22 protein-coding genes are annotated in these 23,956 nt (G+C 33.6%); 18 read left to right on the forward strand and 4 right to left on the reverse strand.

Going from position 1 to position 23,956, the window contains the following annotated elements:
• The first annotated feature begins 3 nt into the window (after positions 1–3).
• From AC3Y25_RS09085 to AC3Y25_RS09105, 5 genes are all read left to right on the forward strand, one after another.
• A complete protein-coding gene (locus tag AC3Y25_RS09085; RefSeq protein WP_489902521.1) occupies positions 4–426 on the forward strand; it encodes a DUF1801 domain-containing protein in 423 nt (140 codons plus the stop codon).
• Between the two features lies 1 nt (position 427).
• Positions 428–1,531 carry an MBL fold metallo-hydrolase gene (locus tag AC3Y25_RS09090; protein WP_489902522.1) on the forward strand — a complete coding sequence of 368 codons (1,104 nt, stop codon included), beginning with the start codon at positions 428–430 and terminating at the stop codon, positions 1,529–1,531.
• Between the two features lie 176 nt (positions 1,532–1,707).
• Positions 1,708–2,832: a lactonase family protein gene (locus tag AC3Y25_RS09095; protein WP_489902523.1), complete on the forward strand. Its 1,125-nt coding sequence runs from the start codon at positions 1,708–1,710 to the stop codon at positions 2,830–2,832.
• Between the two features lie 107 nt (positions 2,833–2,939).
• Positions 2,940–3,461, forward strand: a complete 522-nt coding sequence (locus AC3Y25_RS09100) for a GNAT family N-acetyltransferase (RefSeq protein ID WP_489902524.1) — start codon at positions 2,940–2,942, stop codon at positions 3,459–3,461.
• Positions 3,462–3,564: 103 nt separating this feature from the next.
• Complete coding sequence (locus tag AC3Y25_RS09105; RefSeq protein WP_489902525.1) at positions 3,565–4,146, forward strand: LOG family protein; 582 nt, start codon at positions 3,565–3,567, stop codon at positions 4,144–4,146.
• Between the two features lie 9 nt (positions 4,147–4,155).
• On the opposite strand, the gene AC3Y25_RS09110 is transcribed toward AC3Y25_RS09105, so the two are convergent.
• On the reverse strand, positions 4,156–5,001 hold the full coding sequence (locus tag AC3Y25_RS09110) for a helix-turn-helix domain-containing protein (RefSeq protein WP_489902526.1): 846 nt from the start codon (positions 4,999–5,001) through the stop codon (positions 4,156–4,158).
• An 85-nt stretch (positions 5,002–5,086) separates the two neighbouring features.
• On the opposite strand from AC3Y25_RS09110, the gene AC3Y25_RS09115 reads away from it, so the two are divergent.
• The 6 genes from AC3Y25_RS09115 (at position 5,087) to AC3Y25_RS09140 (ending at position 9,713) form a co-directional block, all read left to right on the forward strand.
• Positions 5,087–5,479: a DoxX family protein gene (locus AC3Y25_RS09115; protein WP_489902527.1), complete on the forward strand. Its 393-nt coding sequence runs from the start codon at positions 5,087–5,089 to the stop codon at positions 5,477–5,479.
• Between the two features lie 5 nt (positions 5,480–5,484).
• The gene (locus tag AC3Y25_RS09120) at positions 5,485–6,435 is read left to right on the forward strand and encodes a polysaccharide deacetylase family protein (RefSeq protein WP_489902528.1); all 951 of its coding nucleotides are present in this window, start codon (positions 5,485–5,487) and stop codon (positions 6,433–6,435) included.
• Between the two features lie 278 nt (positions 6,436–6,713).
• Entirely contained in the window at positions 6,714–7,181 is a 468-nt protein-coding gene (locus tag AC3Y25_RS09125) for an SRPBCC family protein (protein WP_427874695.1), read from the forward strand.
• A gap of 222 nt (positions 7,182–7,403) precedes the next feature.
• Positions 7,404–7,772, forward strand: coding sequence for an iron chaperone (locus tag AC3Y25_RS09130; protein ID WP_427874696.1), 369 nt, complete (start codon positions 7,404–7,406; stop codon positions 7,770–7,772).
• A 6-nt stretch (positions 7,773–7,778) separates the two neighbouring features.
• The gene (locus AC3Y25_RS09135) at positions 7,779–8,462 is read left to right on the forward strand and encodes a 2'-5' RNA ligase family protein (RefSeq protein ID WP_489902529.1); all 684 of its coding nucleotides are present in this window, start codon (positions 7,779–7,781) and stop codon (positions 8,460–8,462) included.
• Positions 8,463–8,576: 114 nt separating this feature from the next.
• Positions 8,577–9,713, forward strand: coding sequence for an acyltransferase family protein (locus AC3Y25_RS09140; protein ID WP_427874698.1), 1,137 nt, complete (start codon positions 8,577–8,579; stop codon positions 9,711–9,713).
• On the opposite strand, the gene AC3Y25_RS09145 is transcribed toward AC3Y25_RS09140, so the two are convergent.
• From AC3Y25_RS09145 to AC3Y25_RS09155, 3 genes are read right to left on the reverse strand one after another with little or no spacing between them, the layout of a single operon-like run.
• Positions 9,684–10,049, reverse strand: coding sequence for a VOC family protein (locus AC3Y25_RS09145; protein ID WP_427874699.1), 366 nt, complete (start codon positions 10,047–10,049; stop codon positions 9,684–9,686). The two genes, AC3Y25_RS09140 and AC3Y25_RS09145, sit on opposite strands and share 30 nt — an antisense overlap.
• Before the next feature lie 3 nt (positions 10,050–10,052).
• Entirely contained in the window at positions 10,053–10,511 is a 459-nt protein-coding gene (locus tag AC3Y25_RS09150; protein WP_427874700.1) for a hypothetical protein, read from the reverse strand.
• A gap of 13 nt (positions 10,512–10,524) precedes the next feature.
• The gene (locus tag AC3Y25_RS09155; RefSeq protein ID WP_489902530.1) at positions 10,525–12,672 is read right to left on the reverse strand and encodes a cation:proton antiporter; all 2,148 of its coding nucleotides are present in this window, start codon (positions 12,670–12,672) and stop codon (positions 10,525–10,527) included.
• A 293-nt stretch (positions 12,673–12,965) separates the two neighbouring features.
• On the opposite strand from AC3Y25_RS09155, the gene AC3Y25_RS09160 reads away from it, so the two are divergent.
• From AC3Y25_RS09160 to ypfJ, 7 genes are all read left to right on the forward strand, one after another.
• Complete coding sequence (locus AC3Y25_RS09160; protein ID WP_489902531.1) at positions 12,966–14,393, forward strand: L-serine ammonia-lyase; 1,428 nt, start codon at positions 12,966–12,968, stop codon at positions 14,391–14,393.
• Between the two features lie 241 nt (positions 14,394–14,634).
• Positions 14,635–15,453 (forward strand): 3-methyl-2-oxobutanoate hydroxymethyltransferase, encoded by an 819-nt coding sequence (panB, locus tag AC3Y25_RS09165; RefSeq protein WP_095928867.1) that lies wholly within the window; start codon positions 14,635–14,637, stop codon positions 15,451–15,453.
• A gap of 176 nt (positions 15,454–15,629) precedes the next feature.
• Positions 15,630–16,319: an RluA family pseudouridine synthase gene (locus AC3Y25_RS09170; protein WP_427874702.1), complete on the forward strand. Its 690-nt coding sequence runs from the start codon at positions 15,630–15,632 to the stop codon at positions 16,317–16,319.
• Between the two features lie 78 nt (positions 16,320–16,397).
• Complete coding sequence (locus AC3Y25_RS09175; RefSeq protein ID WP_489902532.1) at positions 16,398–17,726, forward strand: aldehyde dehydrogenase; 1,329 nt, start codon at positions 16,398–16,400, stop codon at positions 17,724–17,726.
• A 121-nt stretch (positions 17,727–17,847) separates the two neighbouring features.
• Positions 17,848–18,645 carry a hypothetical protein gene (locus AC3Y25_RS09180; RefSeq protein ID WP_489902533.1) on the forward strand — a complete coding sequence of 266 codons (798 nt, stop codon included), beginning with the start codon at positions 17,848–17,850 and terminating at the stop codon, positions 18,643–18,645.
• Between the two features lie 89 nt (positions 18,646–18,734).
• Positions 18,735–22,787 carry a PAS domain S-box protein gene (locus tag AC3Y25_RS09185; RefSeq protein WP_489902534.1) on the forward strand — a complete coding sequence of 1,351 codons (4,053 nt, stop codon included), beginning with the start codon at positions 18,735–18,737 and terminating at the stop codon, positions 22,785–22,787.
• Between the two features lie 154 nt (positions 22,788–22,941).
• The gene (gene ypfJ / locus AC3Y25_RS09190; RefSeq protein ID WP_489902535.1) at positions 22,942–23,793 is read left to right on the forward strand and encodes a KPN_02809 family neutral zinc metallopeptidase; all 852 of its coding nucleotides are present in this window, start codon (positions 22,942–22,944) and stop codon (positions 23,791–23,793) included.
• Positions 23,794–23,956: the final 163 nt, after the last annotated feature.

A 23,956-nucleotide genomic window follows, 5' to 3' on the forward strand; every position in this document is an offset into this window, starting at 1 on the left:
AAAATGGCAAAAAATAAAACTACAGAAACTCAAAACAGTGTTACTGATTTTATTAACGCTGTCGAAAATGAAGTTAAAAGAAAAGATGCTTTTGAACTTATTAAAATAATACAGGAAACAACCGGTTTTGAACCCAAGATGTGGGGACCAAGCATTATTGGTTTTGGAAGTTATCATTATAAATATGAAAGCGGGCATGAAGGCGACGCGCCTTTAGCTGGATTTTCGCCAAGAAAAACAGCATTGACCGTTTATTTCTATTTGCCAGAAGAAAAAAGAGAAGAACTTTTATCGAAACTAGGAAAACACACCTCTTCAAAAGCTTGCATTTATATCAAAAAATTGGCTGATGTCGATATCGAAATCTTAAAAAAGATAATTTTGCTTTCTAAACAATACACTCAAAAATTATATCCCTCAAAATAAAATGATTATATTCTTAATTCTCGTATTTTTAATACTACTTGCCATTTACAAATTTCTTCAGCATCCAAAATTCGGAAAAGCTCCTTCTGGCGAAAGATTAACTTTAATTCAAAATTCGCCTCAATATAAAAACGGAAAATTTGAAAATCAATCTTTTACACCCGACCTTGCAGAAGGAGAAAGTATGGCGGGGGTTTTGTTTGAATTTTTCTTCAAAAAAGTAGAAAGAAAAACTCCAACCGATTTGATTCCGTCTATAAAAACCAATTTGCATGAACTTCCTCTTGATCAGGATATTTTAGTTTGGTTTGGACATTCGTCTTATTTTATTCAGTTGGAAGGAAAACGATTTTTAATTGATCCCGTTTTTAGCGGAAACGCCTCTCCTATTCCCGGCACAACAAAATCTTTCAAAGGTTCTGATATTTATTCTGTCGAGGATCTTCCAGAAATTGATTATTTATTGATTACACACGATCATTATGATCATCTGGATTACGATACGATTTTAAAATTAAAACCTAAAACAAAAAAGATTGTTACCGCTCTTGGAGTTGGTTCACATTTTGAGTTTTGGGGATTTCCATCAGAAAAAATTATCGAAAAAGATTGGTACAGCACCATCAAATTAGATGAAAACCTGACGATTCATACTACGCCATCAAGACATTTTTCTGGCAGAAGTTTTAAAAGATGCAATACACTTTGGACTTCTTTTGTTTTGGAAACTAAAGATTTTAAGATGTATTTGGGTGGCGACAGCGGTTACGATTCTCATTTTGCTGCAATTGGTGAAAAATACGGTCCATTTGACATCGCTTTATTGGATAATGGTCAATACAATGAGAAATGGAAATATATTCATAATATGCCTCAAGATGTAATAAAAGCAATGAAAGACCTGAAAGCAAAACGCGTATTTCCGGTGCATTCTTCTAAATTTTCGCTATCGCTTCATGCTTGGGACGAGCCTTTGAAAAAAGTAACCGAATTGAATAGTTTGTCTGAAAATCCGATTCCTTTAATTACACCAATGATTGGCGAAATCGTTGAATTGAAAAATGAAAAACAAGAGTTTAAGCAATGGTGGAAAGGGGTTAATTAATTGTGAATTGTGAATTGTAATGTCACCCTGAGCGAAGTCGAAGGGCGTTCCGATTGGCACTTGGGCTTCGACTTCGCTCAGCCTGACAACAAGCACAGCACTTGAAACGTGAAACCTGAAACCTGAAACTTCAAACTTCAAACTTGAAACTGAAACCTGAAACCTGAAACCAAAAAATGAAACCAAAAATATACTATTTCGTAATTGCATTTCTATTAACCATAAACCTATTTTCTCAAAATACCTATGTGTTTTTAGGATCATATAATCGGGATAAAACAGCTGAAGCCATTCAAGTTTATCAATTGGATACATTGAGTGGAAAATTGACCAAATTTACTTCGGTTAAGAATGTTGTCAATCCGTCTTATTTAACGGTTTCGCCAAACGGAAAATACATTTATGCCTGCACAGACACCAAAACTCCAAATGCAGGAAGCGTAAGCAGTTTTGAATTTAATCCGTCAGCAAAAACATTGACTTTTTTAAACAGTCAGAGAAGTGGTGGTGAAAATCCTGTTTATGTTTCTGTACATAAAAACGGAAAATGGCTTGCCAATGCCAACTATACCGAAGGAAGCGTTTCAGTTTATCCGATCTTGGAAAACGGCAAAATCGATTCGATTGCTCAAAATTTTCAATACATGGACGGAAGCGTAAATAAAGACAGACAAACTCGATCTCACGTTCATTCGGCTGTATTTTCTCCTCAATGCGATTATTTGTTTTTACCCGATTTAGGAGCCGATAAAATTCGCTGTTATGCATTTGATGAAAATCTAAAAAAGCCTTTAATTGAAACTAAAAATCCGTTTACCAAAACCGATTTAGAAGCTGGTCCGAGACATTTAACTTTTCACCCCAATCAAAAATGGGGCTATTGTATTGAAGAAATGGCGGGGCAAATAAGCGTTTACAATTACGAAAATGGTGTTTTAAATAAAATTCAGCGTATTGCCACGCATTCAGACAAAATAAAAGAGGGTTTTGAAAGCTCTGATATTCATATTTCTCCTGATGGTAAATTTTTATATGCTACAAATCGAGGAAAAGAAAACAATATTGCGATTTTCTCTATTGATGAAAACGGGCATCTAAAAAACATTGGCTATCAATCTACTTTAGGAAAACATCCGAGGATTTTTGCTCTTGATGAAAGCGGGAAATTTTTAGTAGCATCAAATGTATTGACCGGCAATGTTGTTGTTTTTAAAAGAGATTCTAAAACTGGATTATTAAAGAAAATAGAAAAAGAGATAAAAATGGAAAACGTTTCTTGTGTTCAGATTAAGCAGATTTGATTTTTTTATTTCACGCAGATTTTGCTGATTATAGCAGATTTTATTTCTTTCTTTATTTTTAACATTCTGTCTAATTAGGCAAAAACTAATCATAAAAAAACAAAAAAATGGAAATATCAAACTTCAATCTACAGCCCGATTTCTTAGAAAATGAGATCTCAAAGTTAATTCCGTTAGAAGAAAAACATTTTGAAGCATTATTTGAAGCCGCTTCCGATCCGTTAATTTGGGAACAAAATCCGGCTAAAGATCGATATAAAAGAGACGTTTTTAGAGCTTATTTTGATATGATAATTACAAAAAGTCCGTTCTTAATTCTCGATAAACAAACCAAAGAAATTATGGGAACAACGAGTTTCTACGATTACAATCCAGAAAAATCGAGTGTTGGAATTGGCTACACTTTTATTACCAGAAAATATTGGGGCGGACCTTATAATAAATCGAACAAAAAATTAATGATTGATTATGCTTTTCAGCATGTTAATTCGGTACTTTTTCATATTGGAGCAGAAAATTTCCGTTCGCAAAAAGCCGTTTTAAAACTCGGAGCAGAAAAAATCAATGAGCTGACATTTACTGTTAATGGTCTTGAAGTGCCTTACTTTGAATATGAATTGAAGCGATAATAGTTTGCAGTTTTTAGTCACAGTTTATCAGTTTCTAAATAACTTCTAACATTTAACTTCTAACATTTAACTTCTAACACATAACCTTTTACAAAAAACAAAAATGAAAAGAATAACCGTTTTCTGTGCCTCTAGTTTTGGCACTGAAAAAATTTACGAAGAACAAGCCATTTTAGTTGGAAAAACTTTAGCCGAACAAGATATAGAACTAGTTTATGGCGGTGCAAATGTCGGTTTGATGGGCGCTGTAGCAGACGGCGCTTTAAACGCTGGCGGAAAAGTGATTGGTGTGCTTCCAAACTTTTTAAGATCTAAAGAAATTGCGCATTTAGGTTTAACCGAATTAGTTTTGGTAGAAAGCATGCACGAAAGAAAAACCAAAATGAACGATTTATGCGATGGCGTAATTGCACTTCCTGGAGGATTTGGAACACTAGAAGAACTTTTCGAAATGCTGACTTGGGCACAATTAGGGCTTCATAAAAAACCAATCGCTATTTTAAACATAAATGGTTTTTACGATTCGCTGATAGCATTACTGCAAACCATGACTGAAAAAGGATTGCTAAAAGAGGTTAATCGAGAAATGCTTTTAGTTAGCGATTCTATTGATGATTTATTAGAAAAAATGAGAAATTATGTTCCGCCAACAGTTGGAAAATGGATTGACAAAGCACAATCTTAGTTTTCAGCGTTATGCTCTATCAACATTTTTAAACTGCTTTTTATAGTCACTTGGATTTACTCCGTTATGTTTTTTAAACAGTCGATTCAAGTGACTTGCATCGCTAAAACCAAATTCATACACAATCTCATTGATTTGCATACTGGTATATTTCAGTCGTGTTTCAATTAGTTTTATTTTGTACGCGATTGTATATTCCTGTATGCTTTGCCCTGTTTTGGTTTTAAAATACTCACTTATATATTTGGGCGAAATATTAAATGCTGACGCCATATTCGATGCCCTTAATTGATCTGGACGATAAATATTTTGATGAACATAATTCAATAAATCCAAACTTGGCACTGCATTAACTTCATTTATACTAAGAGGAGCCATAAGCGAAATATTTCTCGCTGCTATTGTTATAATCGTATTTAGAATTTGCTTTATAACTTCTTGCTGCTGCGGAAACTGGCTTTTTTCTTCTCTAATAAGTGCCTCTATCATTGCCCTTATTAAAGGTTTGTCGATTATAGTTTTTAAAATACAGCCTGGCATATGATTGTGGTTATGGAAAATAAACTCCAACTTCTGGATCCAATCGCTGTTTTGTGTTTTAAGATAACTGTCATTAAAGCGTATAAAGAAAAATTTCGTTTTCTCAGTGACTTCAAAACTATGTGTATCTTGAGGAAAAATCAAGAAAAACTTATCACTGCTATACGGTAATCGATGATCGTTGATAATTTGAGTTCCTTTTCCTTCTAGAACAAAAACCATTTCAAAGAACGTATTTTTACGTTCTTTCGGTTCATATTCCAAAACTTCTAAAAACTGAAGTTCAAAAGGACGGTGTAAGTTTCTAATTTCCATCTTCCAAAAATACAAATTATTCCAATGATTGTACAAATTTTTAAAAGTCGTTATCTGCAACTTTGTACTATAAAATCACATCAATATGGAAACAACCTCATTTTTATTATTACGTCTTGCTATTGCCATCAGTATGTTTGGCCACGGATTAGTTCGTCTGCCAAAACTAGCAACTTTCAGCAAATGGATGGTTGGCAGTTTTGAAAATTCGATGCTGCCAAAAATCATCGTAACACCATTTAGCTACATTCTTCCTATAGCCGAATTTGCAATTGGTCTTTTCTTATTACTAGGCATCTTTACTAAACCGTCTTTAGTTGCAGGAGCAATTGTTATGCTCATCTTATTATTTGGCACTTCGATGATTGAGAACTGGGAAGCTATTCCGTCACAATTAATTCACATCGCTTTTTTTGCTTTGCTTTTGCATTTTGCAGATTATAATAGCTGGGCAATTGATACTTTAATTAAAAAATAAATAGCATGAGTTCAAGAAGAAATTTTATTAAACAAACTGGAATAATAGGAATGGTTGGCATGATGAATCCTATTGAAACTTTTTCAGAAGTTTCGAAAAATGCACCTCTTTTCGTCCCACAAAAAACAAAATGGGCAGATGGTTCTAGGTTAGTGGTTTCGATCTCAATGCAATTTGAAGCTGGCGGACAGCCTCAAAATGCCGAAAGTCCGTTTCCTCAAAATATACAAAAAGGTTTTATTGATCTGCCTTCTGCTACTTGGTATGAATACGGATACAAAGAAGGCATTCCGCGTATGCTTGATAATTGGGATAAATTGGGTGTAAAAGTTACTTCGCACATGGTGGGAACCGCCGTTTTAAAAAATCCCGAACTGGCCAAAGAAATTGTACAAAGAGGCCACGAAGCTGCCGCACACGGAATGAGCTGGAGCACACAATACACCATGCCGTATGACGAAGAAAAAAAGTTTATAAAAGACGGTGTCGATGCCATAAAAAAAGTCACAGGCTTTACTCCAGTTGGTTACAATGCCAACTGGTTACGCCGAGGACAAAATACTCTGGATATTTTACAGGAACTTGGTTTTAAATATCATATCGATGATCTTAGCCGTGATGAACCTTTTATTATTCAGGTAAAAAATAAAGATTTTGCAGTGGTTCCATATACGCTTAGATGTAATGATATTGTTTTGATTGAAGGGAAAAACTTTTCGGCAGATCAATTTTTACAGCAAGTTAAAATGGAATTTGACCAATTATACGCCGAAAGTGAAACACAACGCCGACAAATGTCAATTAGTTTTCATGATCGTATTGGAGGAACTCCGCAAATGGTAAAAGCAGCAAACGATCTCATAAAATATATGCAGCAACATCAAGGCGTAAGCTTTAAACGAAAAGATGAAATTGCAGAAATAGCACTACATGATAAAACCACAATAAGAGAATAAATTTAGATCGCAGATTGTAGATCGCAGATTGTAGATTATAAAGTCCACGCAGGTAAAAACTTGTGTGGATTTTTTTTATTAAATTTAGAGGTTCGAAAAAACGTATCAGTTTTAAACCCAATCTTGTCATTCCTAGGAACGAGGAATCTCCGCCAGTAGCTCGACAAAGATTGGCTTTTCTTTACGGAGTTTCTTGTGAAGATTCCTCGTTCCTCGGAATAACAAACTAGACTTTTTTCACATTTTACAATTCGCAAACAACATCTCACCAACAAAAAATGAAAACAGAAAACAACAAATATGCAAAGGCCGAAATGCTGATAAGAAAACCTGTTTCAGAAGTTTTTCAGGCTTTTATTGATCCTCATATTACAAGTAAATTTTGGTTTACAAAGGGATCTGGAAAATTAGAAGAAAATAAAAAAACAGAATGGACTTGGGAAATGTACGGTTTTTCGCTTTCGGTTACTACGCTTGTTTTACAGGAAAATAAAAAGATTGTAATTGAATGGGGAAATCCAGATGAAATCACTTTGGTCGAATGGGTTTTTAGTCCGTTGAATGAAAATGAAACTTTTGTAAGTATCATCAATTCAGGTTTTCATGGAGACACTGATAAAATAATCGATCAGGTTCGTAATTCGACTGAGGGTTTTACTTTGGTTTTGGCTGGAGCAAAAGCTTATTTAGAGCATAATTTACTATTGAATTTGGTATTGGATCGCTTTCCTAAAGGACTTGCTTAATTGTGATTTAACCGTAAAGTTTTTTAACGCAAAGCTCGCAAAGGTTTTACGCAAAGTACGCGAAGTTTTCTATACTGCTACGAATTAGTCTCGCAAAGACGCAAAGTCACTAAGTTTTTTTATTTATAACAAAAAACTTAATCTTTAAGATCTGTTCAAAATAACTTTGCGACTTCGCGACTTTGCGAGATTAAAAAAAAACTTAAAAATAAATTTCTCCAAATGGAAACAAAGAAACCCGAAAACATAGACGAATATATTGGAGCATTTCCTAATGATGTACAAGAAATTCTGGAAAAAGTTAGAATGACGATTCAGAAGGCGGCGCCAGATGCCAAAGAAAAAATCAGTTATTCGATGCCAGCTTTTGAACAGAACGGTATTGTAGTTTATTTTGCGGCTTTTAAAAACCATATTGGACTTTATGCATTACCAAGCGGACACGCTGCTTTTGCAGAAAAACTTTCTAAATATAAATCTGGAAAAGGATCTGTTCAATTTCCTTTAAAAGAAGCAATGCCTTATGACTTGATTACTGAAATTGTCAAATTTAGAGTCAAAGAAAATCTGGAAAAAGCAAAAAAGAAATAAACCACAATGAATTTAATCCAACATTACGATCAACTTTACAAAACATCTTCTGAAATCATTTCAGCAGGCAAATATGCTATTGATTCTGAACTTAAAAATGAATCTGATTCTCGTTTTGGAATCACGTTACTTATTCGCCCAAATGATGAAACTAAAGCTAATATTCAGACTTTCATTAATGAATTAAAAAAAGCCGAACCTGAGCAATATTTTTACCCAGATTCAGACATTCATATTACCATTATGTCGATTATTTCTTGTTCTTCAGCTTTTACCTTAGATCAGATTTCACCAAATGAATATATCGAGGTAATCTGCCGAAGTCTTGTAGATGTGGAGAAAATAAAAATTCATTACAAAGGCATAACTGCTTCTCCTTCGGCAATTATGATTCAGGGATTTCCAAGCGACGAAACGCTGAATAATTTACGAGATAGACTTCGTGAAAACTTTAAAAATTCCGGATTACAGCAAAGCATAGATAGCCGTTATTCTATATCGACAGCCCATTCAACTATAATGCGTTTTCAAGAAAAGCTTCATGACCCGAAAAAACTAATAGAAATAGCAGCAAAATTTCGTGATTATGATTTCGGAGAATTCGAAGTTAAAAATTTAGAATTGGTTTACAATGACTGGTATCAGCGTAAAAATACTACTCGTGTTTTGGGAGATTTTTGTTTGAGATAATTTACTTTAAACCAGAATAAATTTTGTTAATAAAACTTCTAATTTCGAGTTTTAAGCTTTACAAATACTTCTACCTTTGGGTTCAAAATAACCAAATTATACAAACTTACAACGGTGGATAAAAAACTTTACGGACTAGATCATTTACGTGCTTTTGCAATCTGTTTTGTTTTTTTATTTCATTATCAAGTTCCCGTTTTTGATTACCCAAAATGGCTTCCTGCAATTGCTAAATTTGGCTGGACAGGAGTCGATTTGTTTTTTGTTTTAAGTGGTTTTCTAATTTCTTCTCAGCTGTTTTTTCAAATTAAAAATGGCATCGAAATTTCGTTTAAAGACTTTTTTGTAAAACGCTTTTTTAGAATTCTGCCTGCTTTTTGGTTCGTCACAGCAATCTATTATCTTTTTCCTTTTTTTAGAGAAAGAGAAGCGCTTCCTCCTTTATGGAAGCTACTTACTTTTACTCAAAATTTTGATTTAAACCTTCAAGATTTTGGCACTTTTTCGCATGCTTGGTCACTTTGCGTAGAAGAACACTTTTATCTTCTTTTACCTCTATTTCTGTACTTTTTGCTCAACACAACATTCTTCAAAAAATCCTATTGGCTGCTGATTATCTTTGTCTTGTTAGGATTTGTTTTTCGATTCTATAGCTGGGAAAAATTATATATTCCATTAATTGAAAATGATAATTCTTGGCTTTATTGGTACAAATATATTTACTACCCAACATACAATCGCTTGGATGGACTTTTGATTGGAGTATCCATTGCTGCCCTCTATCAATTTCTTCCTGAATTATGGAATAAAATCTCGAAATACGGCAACCTTTTACTTATAATTGGACTTCTAATATTGTTTGGTGCTTATATTCTTTGCATTGAAGAAAGATCTTTTTACGCATCACTTTTCGGATTTCCGGTAATTGGGCTCGGCTATGGATTTGTAGTTATGGGCGCAATATCTCCTGAAAGCGTTTTATACAAATGGAATTCTAAAACCACTACTTTTATTGCAGGGCTTTCGTATGGAATTTATTTAACGCACAAAGGAATTATTCATATTACGCAGGAATTTCTCGCTTCTTTAAACATTGATACAAGTAGTACATTTTCAATGCTAATTTGCATTATTACTTGTGTAGGAGCCGCATATTTGCTACATCAAATAATTGAGAAGCCATTTATGAAATGGAAAACAAGGTTTTTGAGTGAGAAAAAATTATTGCTTGAATTTCCCAAAATGCCATAAAACTCCAGACGGATCGTGCAAAAAACATTCGCTTCCCCAATCCAAATATTTTATTGGAGTCAGTTTTACTCCTTCATATTTTGAGGGAAGATTTAGAGCTAAAAGTTCGCTGTAATAGCGTTCGACATTATCCACTTCCAGAAAAATCATAGTATTTTCAATCCAGTTTTTATCGTAGTAATCTTGAAGATAAAAAGCTATTACTCCCGTTTTAAAAACCGAAAAATTAGATTCTAAAACCGTTTCTTCAAATCCTAAATCGCGATAAAAACTTCTAGAGATTTCAAAGTTCTTAGCACCTATAAAAGGTCTGATTGATTTAGCTCCGTGATTCATTTACTATAAATTTATGTCGTTATAATAAATTAAAAACCATTTATTACCGATCAGTTTAAATTGTCTTTCTACTTCAAAACCACTATCTGGAATCCAAAATTTTTCTGTGATTAAAGTATCTGTTTTTACTAATGAATGCTGGTATTCTTCAATTTCTGTTTTTTCAGCAACAGGAATTACTTGAAACTGCCAATTCTTTCTTGTCCAATTGTATTGCTCAAAACCAGAAACATGTTTTCCTTCGATCGGAAAATCAACTCTTGAAACTTGAAAAAGAGAATCAGAATGGAATTTTTTATTGAACTCGTCAAAATTCTCAGGCAATTCTTTTTTTATGGGTTTTGCAATGCTATCACTTTTAATAGCAATTTCAGAATTTGATTTCGTCTCTTCTTTTACTTTATTACAATTTACAGCAATAAAAGCGAAAGCCAAAACAAGCAAAATAGTTGAGATTTTCATGAAAATCAGATTTTTAGCTTTTCTTCAAAATACTTCCCAAACCGCGTCCAATTTGTTCTATTGCTTCGATACCTTTTGCCAAAGGCGATGCAGTAAAATCTTCGTAAGCATCCATTGCACTTTCTTTTCTATCGTCTTGCGGATAAACAAGCATTACATTGTTGCTATCGAAATATTTTTCAAATTTCGTTGGCAATTTATCAAAGATAGACTGATAGGAAACAGAACCTTTTCGAGATAAGTTGACAACTACCAAATCGGTTGATTTTATTTCACCAGAAATGCTTTCAAAATCTTCCCAATCCGAAACATTTTTAAAACCAAATTTGCTGTTCAGTTTTAAATTAGAAGCAATCTGCTGAATAGCCTGATAGGTTCTTTCTTCGCCGTAAATCACAATCGGAATACTTAATTCCTGCGCCAAACGGCTCACTTTCTGCATTAGCAAATGAAAACCAATTCCTCTTTCTGAAAATGGCGGACAAATAAAAACCAGTCTTTTTTCTTCAATAAAATTCTTTTGAAACCTACAGATAAACAAAGTCTTATCTACATTATTGATAATCGAATCAACATTTTCTCCAAAGATTTTATCAATAAATCCAGTCTTTCTTGGCCAGCCTACAATCACGATATCCGACATGATTTCTTTAGAAGTTCTTGCAATTCCGCTCGCAGGATTGTGATCGATTCTGGCAATAGTATTAATTTTCACTTCTGAAGCCGATCCCTGGATTACAAATTTGTCAGCTGCTTTTCTGTATTTTAAAATGTTCTTTTCCGCCTGATTATTGTTTGGAACAATCGTCAATAAAGTAACCGGATTTGATGATTTTTTATCTTTGATCAAAAGCGCAAAATCCAACAAACTTGCTGCAGCAGACGATTTTGCCAACGGAATCAAAATATGTTCGTCTAAGATCTGATCTCTGTCTGCGTCTTCATGTGAAATTTCTTCTTCGCAGATGGCAATTTTTTTCGCTGCTTTTTCAGTTGCAAAAGAAGCTACAATACATGTAATCAGAATTAGAATAATCGTTCCGTTTAAAATGTTTTCGTCTAATATTTTTGCTTTAAATCCGACCAAAATTACCGCCAAAGTTGCAGCGGCGTGCGCACTGCTTAATCCAAAAATAAGCTGTCTTTCTGTTCTGGTGTATTTAAAAACAATTTGAGTAAAAAACGCTGCAATCCATTTTCCAAATATCGCTACAACGCTCAAAGTTCCAGCCACTATTAAAGCTGTTGGTCCGCTCAAAATAACACTTACATCAACTAGCATTCCCACAGAAATCAAGAAAAACGGAATAAACAGCGAATTCCCCATAAATTCAATTCTATTCATCAAAGCAGAAGAATGCGGAATCAGCGGATTCAAAGCCAAACCTGCAACGAAAGCTCCAATAATGGGCTCTACTCCTGCTACTTCAGCCAAAAAAGCAGCAAAGAAAACGACAGAAAGAACAAAAATATAATGGGCATGTTTTTCACTTTCTAACTTCTTAAAAAACCATTTTGCTACACGAGGGATAATCAAAAACATAATAGCAGAGAAAATCGCCAATGAAATAATCAATTTAACCCAAAATGCCTGATTTAGATTTCCCTGACTGCTTCCCATAATTACTGCCAGAATAATTAAAACGGCAGTATCTGTTAAAATAGTTCCTCCAACCGTAATGGCAACAGCTTGATTTTTAGCAATTCCTAATTTACTCACAATCGGATACGCGACCAAAGTGTGTGTAGCAAACATACTTGCCGTCAAGAAACTCGCATTAAAATCATATTTCAACAAATAAAAACAAACTGGAAATCCTATTGAAAGCGGAAGAATGAAGGTGAAAAAGCCAAAGAGCAAACTCTTATTTCTATTGGCCTTGAACTCGTTCATATCCAATTCTAAACCTGCAATAAACATGATATATAAAAGCCCGATTGTAGAAAATAAATCTACCGCAGAGTTTTTAGCCAGAATATTTAATCCGTGTGGACCAATGATAACCCCAGAAATAATAAGTCCGATAATTCCAGGAATGTTTATTTTTTTTAGTAAAATGGGACAAAGCAGGATTATAAATAGTATTAATGAAAAAATCAATACTGGATTGCTTAGTGGTAATTCGAATTCTTGTAATAGATGTCTGAAAAATTCTATCATAGGGTAACTTTATCTTCTTGTGGCATTATTATTTGTAAAAAGACGTTTTCAGAATTAAAACAAAATCCATGAAGTATTAATAATTAAAGAATCGAGTAATGCAACTCGTTCTTGTACAAAAATACCGAAAAAACACGAACTTTTTACGGAAACTGCATATTAAGGCTTTAAATTTATTTCGTTGCCGAATTATTAAATTTTAATATTTATTTTAACAAATACGCAAGATTAACATTAAAAAAGAAATCATCATTGCATTATTCGATTATCTTTGTCTTAACAAAAATTGAACAATGGAAGAATGTATCTCTGTTTTTGATATGCTTAAAATAGGCGTTGGGCCTTCAAGCTCACACACTTTGGGTCCTTGGCGCGCTGCTGAACGCTTTCTAGAAGAACTGAAAGAAGAAGCAATTTTAAACGATATTACAAGGGTAAAAGTCGATTTATATGGCTCGCTTTCTTTAACTGGAAAAGGCCACGCAACAGATCTTGCGGTAATGTTAGGATTAAGCGGACAAGATCCTGAATATATTCCTGTAGAGGATATTGCAGGAATTATTAAAAAAATCGAAACCACAAACGAAATCAATTTGGGTAACCAAAAAGTGATTCCATTCTTTTTTCTTCAAGACATTGTTTTTAATAAAGACTTTCTTCCGTTTCACGCAAACGGATTGAAATTTACGGCTTACAAGCCTGATGATTCAGAATACGAATCTACTTTTTATTCAATCGGAGGAGGATTTGTGGTAAAAGAAGAACGTACAAATGCCAAACTGAAAGAGGTTATAAAATGTGCCTTTCCTTATCCTATTCAAAACGCCGCAGAATTATTAAATTATACGGTTACTGAAAACAAATCGATTTCTGAACTTGTATACGAAAATGAAATTTCGATGCGTCCAGAAGCCGAAGTGCATTCTGAATTAATGCGTATTTGGAATACGATGTTGGAATGCATGTATATTGGTTGCCATTCTGAAGGAATTCTTCCAGGCGGACTTCACGTACGAAGAAGAGCTTTTGATATGCACCAAAACTTAATTGGATTATCTAATTACACGGACCCGCAAAGCTGGTTGGAAGAAATTAGAAAAACTGAAGTTAAATTCCGTCAAATCTTAAAATGGGTGAGCTGTTTTGCCCTTGCAGTTAATGAAGTAAATGCTTCTTTAGGCCGTGTGGTTACTGCTCCTACCAACGGAAGTTCGGGTGTAATTCCTGCTGTTTTAATGTACTATATGGTTATTGAAAACCATAATGCAGGCGAAAAAGAAATCAAACAATTTTTGATGGTGGCTGGTGAAATTGGAAGTATCTTTAAAAAAGGTTCTACTATTTCTGCAGCAATGGGCGGATGTCAAGCTGAGATTGGCGTTTCGTCTTCGATGGCTGCGGCTGCTCTTTGCGAATTAATGGGCGGAACTCCTGCTCAAGTTCTTATGGCTGCTGAAATTGCCATGGAACATCATTTAGGTTTAACCTGCGATCCTATTGGCGGTTTAGTTCAAATTCCATGTATCGAAAGAAATACAATGGGTGCCATTAAAGCCATAAACGCTGCTGAATTAGCTTTAGAAACCGATTCTAAAAATGCTAAAGTTCCATTAGACAAAGTGATTAACACCATGTGGGAAACAGCAAAAGATATGAATTCAAAATATAAAGAAACTTCTGAAGGAGGTCTTGCAATTGCTGTAAACATGGCTGATTGCTAAAACTTAAAATAACTAATGCTAGAGATTAAAGGTTTTAGACTGATAAAAAATCATTCTTAAAACCTTTAATCTTTGTCAAAAACCTCAAAAATTACTACACAATTACTCTATTGTAATAGGAAACAGTCCATTTCTATTAGGATTTAAAGACCGAAAACCATTTTCTCTCGAAATATTCTATAATTGCTAATTCCCTTTTTACAATTATTCAATACTTTTACAACATCAAAAAAACATTAAAATGTCAGTAGCAAAAAAAGATTATAAAAGAATCACAACAAAGTCATTAATTGAAATGAAAAGCAACGGAGAGAAAATCTCTATGCTTACTGCGTATGATTATACAATGGCAAAAATTGTTGATACCGCTGGTATCGATGTAATTTTAGTTGGTGATTCGGCATCAAATGTAATGGCTGGTCACGAAACGACTTTGCCAATTACTTTAGATCAAATGATATATCATGCTTCTTCTGTAGTTCGCGCTGTAGAAAGAGGTTTAGTTGTAGTTGACTTGCCTTTTGGAAGTTACCAATCTGACCCAAAAGAAGCTTTGCGTTCTTCTATCAGAATTATGAAAGAAAGTGGGGCTCATGCTGTAAAATTAGAAGGCGGAAAAGAAATTAAAGAATCCATTAAAAAAATATTACATGCTGGTATTCCTGTAATGGGGCACTTAGGCTTAACACCTCAATCTATCTACAAATTTGGAACTTACAGTGTTCGCGCTAAAGAAGAAGAAGAAGCTGAAAAATTGATTGAAGATGCTCAAATGCTTGAAAAAGTGGGATGTTTTGCTGTTGTTTTAGAAAAAATCCCAGCAGATCTGGCTAAAAAAGTAGCTGAAAGCATTTCGATTCCAGTAATCGGAATTGGAGCTGGAGGCGGTGTTGACGGTCAGGTTTTAGTAATCCACGATATGTTGGGAATGAACAATGAATTCAGCCCTCGTTTCTTACGTCGTTACTTAAATCTTTACGACGAAATGACTAAAGCAATTGGTCAATATGCTGCAGATGTTAAGGCTAGTGATTTCCCGAACGAAAAGGAACAATATTAATTTTTAAGATACTAAGGTTCTGAGTTGCTAAGGTTCTAAGTTTTTGGGCTCAAAGAGACAAAGCAACAAAGGTTCAGAGATTTTTATAAATTGCCTCCAGCTTTAGCTGGAGGTTTATTTTTAAGACATGTTAAAGGCTTTAGCCAAACTTTTTTAATTTAAAATTTCACTTCAAAATGAAAATTATTTCAGACAAAAACAATCTCCAAATTCTGCACGAAGACAACCATATTATTGTGGTCAACAAACGTGTGGGCGATATTGTACAAGGTGATAAAACGGGCGACAAACCTTTGTCTGATGTTGTGAAAGAATATATCAAAGCCAAATACAATAAACCTGGAGATGTTTTCTTGGGGGTTATTCATCGTCTAGACAGACCTACAACTGGAATTGTTGTTTTTGCTAGAACTAGCAAGGCTTTATCGCGTATGAATGAATTGTTCAGTAATCGCGAAACCCAAAAAACATATTGGGCTGTTGTCAAAAATAAACCAAAAGACGAAAAAGCAAAATTGGTTCATTATTTAAAAAGGAACGAAAAAAACAACACTTCAAAAGCGCATTTAAAAGAAGTTCCAGATAGCAAATTAGCCAGTTTAGATTACACTATAATAAAAGAACTTCAGAATTATACCACTCTGGAAATCAATTTGCATACGGGTCGTCATCATCAAATTCGTGCACAATTAAGTGCAATCGGATCGCCAATTAAAGGAGATTTAAAATATGGCGCAGACCGAAGCAATCCCGATGGAGGCATCCATCTTCATGCACGAAAACTAACTTTTGTCCATCCTGTTTCAAAAGAGAATATTACAATTATTGCCCCTACTCCAGATGATCCTATTTGGAATGCTGTCTGATTTTTATGATTTAATTGTTAATTTTTTAAATTTTATCGATTAACTTGCATAGAGAAAAAACAAGCAAATCGAAAAAAAATGGACTTTAAAAGCGACATCGGATATCGAAAGGAAACTCTAAAAAAGTTATTGTATAATATTCAAAAAAGCGAAGATTTAATTGTAAAAGCTTTATATGATGACTTTAAAAAACCAGAGTTTGAAGCTGTTTTAACCGAAACGAATTACGTTATTTCGGAACTTAAGGATACGATTAAAAACCTGAATAAATGGGCAAAACCAAAACGTGTTTTTCCGTCCCTGCTTAATTTTCCCTCTTCCGATTATCTTTATAAAGAACCTTATGGAGATGTATTAATCATTGCTCCATGGAATTACCCTTTTCAGCTTGCTTTGTGTCCGCTCGTAGCTGCAGTTGCTGCAGGAAATAGAGTCGTTTTAAAACCATCTGAACTTACCCCTCACACCTCTGCTATAATTGCAAAAATTATAGAAAAAACGTTTCACGTTAAGCACGTAGAAGTTTTTGAAGGTGGTGTTGATGTTTCTAATAAATTATTGGCGCAGCGCTGGGATTATATCTTTTTTACAGGAAGCGTTGCTGTTGGTAAAATTGTTGCAAAAGCGGCAGCCGAAAATCTAACTCCGGTTACTCTTGAATTAGGCGGAAAAAACCCTTGCATTATTGATGAAACAGCCAATTTAAAACTGGCTGCCAAAAGAATTGTCTGGGGAAAATTTATCAATGCAGGACAAACTTGCATTGCTCCCGACTATATTCTAATTCAGAAAAACATGAAAGTCAATTTCATTTCTTATATGATTGAAGAAATCCTAAAAGCGTATGGAAAGAAAATTGACAAATCTCCTGATTTTGCAAGAATTATAAATACAAAAAATTGGTATCGTTTGACCAATATGATTCAAGGTGAGCACATTTTGTTTGGTGGAGAAAGCAATGCCAGCCAACTTTATATTGCGCCTACTCTTCTTGAAGAACCAGATTTGGACAGTGCCGTTATGAAAGAAGAGATCTTTGGCCCTATTTTGCCGATTCTTGTTTACGAAAATGAAAGTGACATCGAAAATGTTGTGAGCCGTTATGAGAAACCTCTTTCATTTTACATTTTTAGCGAAAATAATTCATTTGCAAAGAAATTAATTTCGAAATACTCTTTCGGAGGCGGATGCATCAACGATACCGTTATTCATTTCTCTAACAACAGACTGCCTTTTGGCGGTGTCGGATATAGTGGAATCGGTGCTTATCATGGTAAACGAAGCTTCGACACATTTTCTCACCATAAAGCAATTGTAAAAAAAGGCAATTGGCTTGATTTGCCTATGCGCTACGCTCCTTACAAAGAAAAATTAGGCCCAATAAAACGAATTTTAGACTGGCTATAGCTGCAGTCAAAAACATTTCGGAATGTTTTGTAGATTTTTATATGGAATTGATTAAAAATATTATATTTACGTCAAGATACCTTTCAAATATTACAAGTCTATAAAACAATCTTACATAAAAATGAAATCTACACTTAACCAAATTGAGGACATTAAAAAAAATGGCTTTTCCCTTGATTTTGCTACGGTTTTTAATCACGCTTTCGAAAATTATAAAAAAATAGCGCTTTACTCAGGACTTATCATCCTAGTTTTTTCAATTATTGCAGCCGTCGCTTTCATGGGTATAATGATTGCCTATTTTGGTGCCGAGGCGATGACGAAAGATTTCATTCAAAATTTTGAGAATCAACAATTCACTTCAATTCAACTCGTAATTCAAACCGTTGCTGTTTCTGTGGTTGCAGGAATTACAGCTCCTTTTGGTGCTGGTTTCCTAAAAATGGCCGATTCTGCAGACAAAGATGTTGAGTTCAATGTTTCCACTATTTTCACTTATTACAAAGCACCCTATTTTGCACAAATTTTTGTTGCAGCTTTTATTCCAGCAATTTTAGGAACTGCGATTGCCAATTTAATCGAAAGCTCAGGAATCGTATTTGTTGGAAATATTATTTCGTTTATGGTTTCTTACTTTATGTATCTTTCCATTCCATTAATTGTTTTTGGAAACCTTAAAGCTATAGATGCTATAAAATCTAGCCTCATTATCGTTACAAAAAATCCGCTTAACATATTTGCTTTTTTTATCATAGGTTTTCTTGGTTCAATGGTTGGATTTATTGGCTGTTGCGTCGGAATCATATTTACGGTTGTTTTTAACAGCTCTATGATTTATGCGACTTATTTTGCCATTTTCGGAACACAATCTGAAGAAGAAGATTCAATTGATTCAATCGGAAAATACAATGTAGATTAAAACCGAAAATTCTTATTTACCGAGAAATTAACCACTTCTTTTAAGAATTTTCAAAAGGCTATTTACTAAACCAACATACTCCAAATTCTATGGTCGCAAACTATAGTTTTTTCAATTCGGTTATTTCAGGAATTTCCACTATTGGGAGTACCTTAGAATCAATTATGACTGGATGGTATGTTTTTAATTCCGATATCATTTACTACAATAACCATAAACTTTTTGTTTTAGGCTTATCACTTTTTGCTTTCCTTTCGCTCTTAGTTTATCAATTTTTTAGAATTAAAGCCAAAATTGGATATTTCATCGAAAAGAAGAAAGAACAAGATGCTGTTGGAAGAGAATACCAGCTTTATATCTTATTTTTTGGTATTGCGGTAATTGTAATTGAAATCATAAATGAAATTTTCAAAATAAGACCCAAAAGCCTCTTAATTGTAAATGTTTCAATTGGGGTTTTGGTACTTATCATTTATACGATAACCGAAAAAATTAAATGGATAAGAGATAAAATCCAGCAGATTTTTATTTCCAGCTTTTTTATTTACATCAGTTACGTAGCCTACAACATTGTAACACTAAAAAATGATGTTGTACCCATTATTGTTTTCCTGATTTCTTTTTTCTTTTCGTACAACATCCTTAAACCTATAAAGATTTATTGGGCCTTTGTTGCTTTAACGTTTACCTTTCTAATTACGACGTTAGCACTTCAACTTATTCCAATAAAATCTTCCATCTTACTGCTTAATTTCTGCATTCTAATTTTTATTATAAATCAAGTAAAATATGCAGTTTTATTAAACAATCGCGACAATTTTAGATTTGCAAACGAAATCGTCCATAAAGGAAATTCACTTACAATAGCATCCAATCAAAAAGGTGAAATACTTTTCTGCAGCGAAACCGTAACTCCTATTTTAGGATACCAACCCGATCAAGTTATGGGATTGAAATTCTGGGAATTAACCCATGATTTAGAATCAGACGAAAAATTCAATCCTGTTAGAGACCAAGAAAATAAACTTTATATTAGAAAATTAAAAACCGAAAACGGCGAATACAAATACATTCAGTGGAAAGATAAAAAGTTTTCAGACGATTTAATCATTAGCATTGGGCAAGATGTTACCGAACAAGTTATCGTTCAGGATCAATACAAAAACCTAATTGAAACGGCCACCGATATTATTTTTGAAATAGACGCAGAAGGTCATTTTACTTTTATAAATGAATTTGGTATTTCTGCTCTTGGATATTCTCAAAACGAAATAATCAAAAAACACTATTCCAATTTTATTCATGATAATTACATCAATAGTGCCGTAGATTTTTACGAAAATTTGGTTCTCAATGAAAACAATTATCCCATTATTGAAATTCCTATTTTGAAGAAAAATGGTGAAGAAATATGGATGTCTCAAAAAATTATTGTCCGCAAAAATGAATTAGGGTCAACAATTGGCTTCTCTGGAATTGCAAGAGACATTACCGAGAAAAAAAATATCGAAAACGAGAAAAAAAGACGTCTTAAAAAAATTGAAGCCTATAACAATTCAACCAAAAAATTATCAACGACAGATTTTAGCAAGTACAACGAATTAAATACTGTTATTGATTTAATATTAAAAGAAGCTGCTTCTATAAGCAACACTAACCGCGTAAGTTTTTGGAAATATGACAATGATTTAATTACTTGCAAAAATCTTTTTAGTCTTGACAATCAAAGTTTAAGCGACAAAAACATTTTAAATAAAGAGTCCTATCCTATTTATTTTGAAACCTTAAACAATAAGGCAATTATTAACGCACCAGACGTATTCAACAAATTGGAAACATCTGAGTTTCAAAAGCTTTATTTTACAAAAAACAATATCAAATCAATGCTAGATGTGCCTATCTTCTTAACAGGCCAATTAGCAGGTGTTGCGTGTTTTGAAAGCACAGAACAAAAGCGAGAATGGGACAATGAAGACATTAATTATGCGAGAACCATATCGGATGTAATTTCTCTTGCTATTTCTTCACAAATGCGTTTAGAGGCGGAAAGAAAATTAGAACTTAAGAGCCAACTCTTATCCGCACTTTCATTATGTACAGAGAAGTTTCTGCTCAGCAAAACGACGCATCAAATGTTTCAGGAAACCTTTAACATTATTGGAAAAGCAGCCAAAGTAGATCATATGTATTATTACGAAAAAGATGTAATCTATAATACTGTAAGTCAAAAATACAAATGGTCCCGAGAGGGCATTGTCCATCAAATTACCCCTTTGCATCATATGACAGAACAAAATCTTCAAGAAATATATGATGTGGCATCACAAAGAAAAATCCTAAATATATTTACAAGAAATCTTAATGAAGGTTTTTTTAAAAAACTTCTCATTGACAATGAAATACAATCTATCTTAATTTTACCTATTTATATTAATGATCTTTTTACAGGCTTTATTGGTTTTGATGATTGTACAACCGAAAGAAAATGGACTGAAGATGAAATAAATATCTTTCAGGTATTGGCAAATAATATTTCATCGGCATTAGAAAGAAACCGAAATGAAACTAAGATTATTGAGAGCGAAGAGAAATTTAAACTGATTGCAAACAATATTCCTGGAACCGTTTATTTATCAAAATTTGATGCTTTCTCGACTAAAATATTCTTAAACGATGAAGTTTTAAATCTTACCGGATATTCAAAATCTGAATTTATTGAAAATAATTTGTCTTTTCTATCGTTAATTCATCCTGATGATAAAGAAGAAGTAATTAACAATCAAATCGATAATCTACAGCACGGAATGCCTTTACATAACGTGTATCGTATTCAGCGCAAAAGTGGCGAATTTATTTGGATAGAAGAATTTGGAGATGTAATTAAGCGAGACGATGAAATTGAATTTGTGGGCGGAATCTATTTTGACATTACAAGTAAAAAAGAAATAGAAGACGCGATAAAAGCCAAACAGCTTGCTGAAGCGGCAAACAAATCAAAATCGGACTTCTTGGCTAATATGTCGCACGAAATTAGAACTCCTCTAAACGGAATTATTGGTTTTACGCACTTATTAATGAAAACGGATTTGGAGGAAATTCAAGAAAAATATATGACCACAATTAACCAGTCGGCTCATTCCCTTCTTGAAATTATAAATGATATTTTGGATTTCTCAAAAATTGAAGCAGGAAAACTAGAACTTTTTATTGATCTATATGACATAAAAAAAATCTTAGGACAAGTTTTCGATTTAATTGTTTATGAGTCTAATAAAAAGAATCTGGAACTAGAATTGAACATTGATCCCGATGTTCCTAAATATATCTGGACAGATATTGTTCGTCTCAAACAGATTTTGATTAACCTGCTTTCAAATGCGGTTAAATTCACAACAAAAGGCTCCATCAAACTAAACGTTTCGGTTTTAGAAAAGAACCATGGCAACCATTGCGTTATCCGTTTTGCTGTAATTGATACCGGAATTGGAATTCTTGAAAAAAATCAGAAAAAAATATTCAAAGCTTTTCTGCAAGAAGACAGCTCAACAACAAGAAAATTTGGAGGAACAGGATTAGGCTTAACCATATCGAACCAATTGCTTGCTTTAATGGAAAGCCGTTTACAGCTGGAAAGTAAAATTGACGAAGGAAGTACTTTTTTCTTTGATTTAAATTTAAAAACAAGCAATCACAGCATTAATGATAAATATAATGCCGAGCTTAAAAGTTTGAATATTGACTTAGATTCTGACGAAATTGAGATAAACGACAACAATATTACCTTTTTAATTGTAGAAGATAATAAAGTAAACATGCTTCTTCTCAAGACAATTATAAAAAATCTATATCATAATGCTTTTATTTTCGAATGCGAAAACGGTTATGAAGCCATTCAGCAATTTGAAAAAATTAATCCGACCATTATTTTTATGGATATTCAGATGCCAATTATGAATGGTTATGAAACTGCAAAAGCAATTAGAAATACCAAGAAGGGCCGTGATGTTCCTATTATTGCCGTGACAGCTGGCGCGGAAAAAGAAGAACGAAACAAATGTATTTCGGCCGGAATGGATGATTACATTTCTAAACCAATTATGAAAGGAAGTGTTGAAGAAGCACTAGTTAAATGGCTTGGATAATTTAGCTTTCAGTCGCAGTTTTTAGTCGCGGTCGCAGCTTTAACTGAAAACTGAGACCGCGACTGAAAACTTAATATGCCGATCCTAAAATTTATCATAAAAAATCTATAAATTCGTACAACGTTTTAAATAACAAGTTAAAAAACAATTCAATATGAAATGGCAAGGAAGAAGGCAAAGTGATAATGTCGAAGACAGAAGATCAATTTCTGGTGGAGGAAAAGCAATAATTGGCGGAGGAGTTATTGGGATCATTGTTTTGCTTCTGAATGTTTTTGGCGGCGAAACAGGTCAGCAAATAGCGCCAATTTTAGAACTATTCCAAGGTGGACAGACACAAACCGAAACTGCAGCTCCTTTAAGCGAGGAAGACAAAAAAATGGGAAATTATGTTGGAGTTATTTTGGCAGATACAGAAGACACATGGAATAAAATTTTTGCCGAACATGGCATGACTTATGAAAAACCAAAATTAGTACTTTTTAAAGACTCGGATCAGACTGCTTGTGGCAGTGCGTCATCTGCCTCTGGCCCTTTTTATTGCCCTGGTGACCGTAAAGTCTACATGGATTTATCATTTTTCGAAGAATTAAAAACCAAATTTGGTGCAAAAGGTGGCGATTTTGCCATTGCATACGTTATTGCGCATGAAATAGGCCATCACATTCAAACTTTAATGGGAACGTCTTCTAAGATGCGTCAGATGCAACAAGGAAAAAGTGACGCTGAAGCTAATAAATTATCTGTAGCATTAGAATTACAAGCTGATTTTTATGCTGGCGTTTGGGCACATTACAATCAAACCAATTTAGATACTGGAGATATTGAAGAAGCTTTAAGTGCAGCAAATGCTGTTGGAGATGATGCAATACAAAGTAAAATGCAAGGACACGTTGTTCCCGATTCTTTTACACATGGAACATCAGAACAAAGGATGTATTGGTTTAAAAAAGGCTTTACAACTGGAGATATAAATCAAGGAAACACATTTGAAGAAATTCAATAATACATAAACCAAATATAATAACCACCAGAAAAGCACAACTTAAACGGTTGTGCTTTTTCACTCTATAAATCTTCCAATAAACATCGCTATCTTTTAAAGAGAGATAAAAAAAATGCTTTCGATTAATCAAAAGCATTTTTTTAACTTATTGCTAACTTTCATC

The sequence above is a fragment of the Flavobacterium sp. LK-23 genome (genome assembly GCF_058135255.1).